This window comes from Microbacterium sp. Bi128 (assembly GCF_918698205.1).
Genome location: NZ_CAKKMM010000808.1, coordinates 1 through 2292 on the forward strand (window position 1 = coordinate 1; position 2292 = coordinate 2292).

The following is a 2292-nucleotide window of genomic DNA, read 5'->3' on the forward strand; positions in this document are numbered from 1 at the left end:
ACCCGGACCACCTCACGGTTACGACCGGAGCCCGAATCGGCTCGCACTGCCAGCCTCAATGGATGCAGGGATTCACCATGGACGAGGCTGGATTTCTCCTTATAGAGTCGCCGCACAAAATCGGCGGGTTGCGATACGAACCCGCTGCAGGCCTGGGCTCGGCAGGCTTCCTGCAGTTGGGAGATGACCGGGCGGAACTCGCCGGCCCCCGCACTCCGGGGGAAGACACGGATACCGGGAACCTCCCCTGACCGGGCGCGCTCTACGAGATCACTTCTGGCGCCTCCGCATGCTCGGATCCGGGGAAGCCCCATCCCGAAAGGACCAGGTGAATGCGGTTGGCATATAGCGCAACACGACATTTCGGTGGCCACTGGTAACTACCCCAGGCAGTGAATAATGCCGGGACGCCATGAAGCCGGCGGCCCGGCGCCCGGCCGCTTACTCCCGGCCGGGCGCCGAGACGGTCGCCGGTGTGTGCTTGATGACGAGTGTGCTCCGCTGGCTTCCTGCTGCTACCAGGCGGGCATTGCGTTCGTCATTGCCGGTTGCACGCCATTCGGCGATGGCGGCGTCCTTATCGAATTTCAGGTGCCGGGCGGTGAGCCGGCGCAAGCGTTCGCCCTGTTCGAGTTCCACGAACCAGGTTTCATCCAGGAGAGATGCGACCTCGTTCCATGGGGCCTCGTCGAACAGAAGGTAATTGCCTTCGGTGATGATCAGGCGTGTTTCCGGGGGGACGGCGATGGCCCCGGCGATCGCCTCGTTCACTTCGCGGCGGAACACCGGTGCGAAGATCTCCCGCGAGATATCTGTGCGCAGCCGGCGGAGCAACGCGACGAAGCCGGCACCGTCGAAGGTGTCCGGAGCGCCCTTGCGGTGCTCAAGCCCGCGGGCCACGAGCAGCGACTGCGCCAGGTGATATCCGTCCATGGGGACCAGGGCGACCTGCCGGGGATGGTCGGTGAGCAGGCGCTCCAGCAGCCATTCGGAGATGGTGGATTTTCCGGCCCCGGGCGCCCCGGCAATTCCGAGCAGGCACCGGCTTCGCCGCTGGAGCAGCGCTTCAGCCCTGGCGAGGAGCTGCTGCTGGCCTGATTCGTCCCAGCGCAGGTATGGAGGGGTGTTCATCGCTTCTCCTCTCCGGCTCTCGCCTGGACCAGGGCAGGAGGTCACCGGTGTTCTACGGCATCACGTTACATCGGCGTGGACAATGTCCACACAACCTTTGCCGCACAAATGCCCGCTCACCTCTCTCCGGCCAAGAAAAGGAACGAATCGAGGACCAGAAAATCTCCCAGAAACTTCCCGCAGGTCATGTCATCACCACAACTCCGGGAGATGAACGGGTACAAGGCCAACCACGTCCGGCACAAACAGCAAGGAAGGAGGCCCGAGTGATCCCAAGTCGCATCAAGTCATGCAGTTCCAAGCGCTACCGGCCATGAACGCGTAAGCAGCAACAGCGCTGTCCAAGCCAAGACAAGGAGCCGCCAGACCAACCGCCACCAACAAAAATGGGCCCCCGCAGGGGCCCATAAAAAGATATTTGTACACATTCAGAGGCCCACAAGCCCCTGGACAGGGAAATACTGTGCCCGAGGTGGGACTCGAACCGGGTTCCAGCCCCTGAATTTCCGCCACTCCCCCGAAATCCTCCGTGATCCGGCCCGGTCCGGCCGATATACGACCCGATCCGAAGCCGCGGGTGTGCACATTGTGCACACCTTCTCTTTTCCCGGTTCGGCACCAGCCGGGCTGCTTAGACGGCGGTGATTATGGCAGTTTGAGTGGGGATCGGTTTTGCAGTCTGAGTTGGGCCCACTTCGCGGCTCGCCGGTTGATGAATCGCAGTTTCAGTTGCGCCCACCCAAAGTTGATTCCATCAGAGCTTTTCCCAACGGTGGAAGGCAGTGCTGGAGTCGAGAGTGGAGCTATTCGCGAGGATCCGCCGGGATGCCAGGGGTAAGGGCTTATCCATCCGCTGCCTTGCCCGGCAGTACCGGGTCTCCCGAAGAACCGTTCGGCAGGCACTGGCCTCCGCTAAACCACCTGAGCGAAGAACTCCTGCCCGGGAGGCCCCGAAGCTGGGCGGCAATCCCGCGCCGGAAGACACGCCCCACTGCGGCTGGACGATCCGCGGATCAGCTATTAAAATCTTTCGGTATCGAATGCAGGCAGACGGACACGAAGTCCGGGAAGGGGGCGCACATCACCGCTGACAAACACCACCAACCCACTGTTTCACCCGCGAAAGCCCCTCAGTCGAGGGGCTTTCCTATTTGCCGGGAG

Annotated in this window: 1 protein-coding gene; it reads right to left on the reverse strand. The window is 62.5% G+C overall.

Annotated features, from left to right (window positions below; all coding sequences use genetic code 11):
• Positions 1-441 precede the first annotated feature (441 nt).
• The gene (locus LQV45_RS26525; protein WP_230009702.1) at positions 442-1131 is read right to left on the reverse strand and encodes a nucleoside/nucleotide kinase family protein; all 690 of its coding nucleotides are present in this window, start codon (positions 1129-1131) and stop codon (positions 442-444) included.
• Positions 1132-2292 lie beyond the last annotated feature (1161 nt).

What these genes read in the sequence shown, in the direction of transcription:
- LQV45_RS26525 (WP_230009702.1), bottom strand. Translation starts at nt 1,131, where the DNA reads ATGAACACCCCTCCATACCTGCGCTGGGACGAATCAGGCCAGCAGCAG.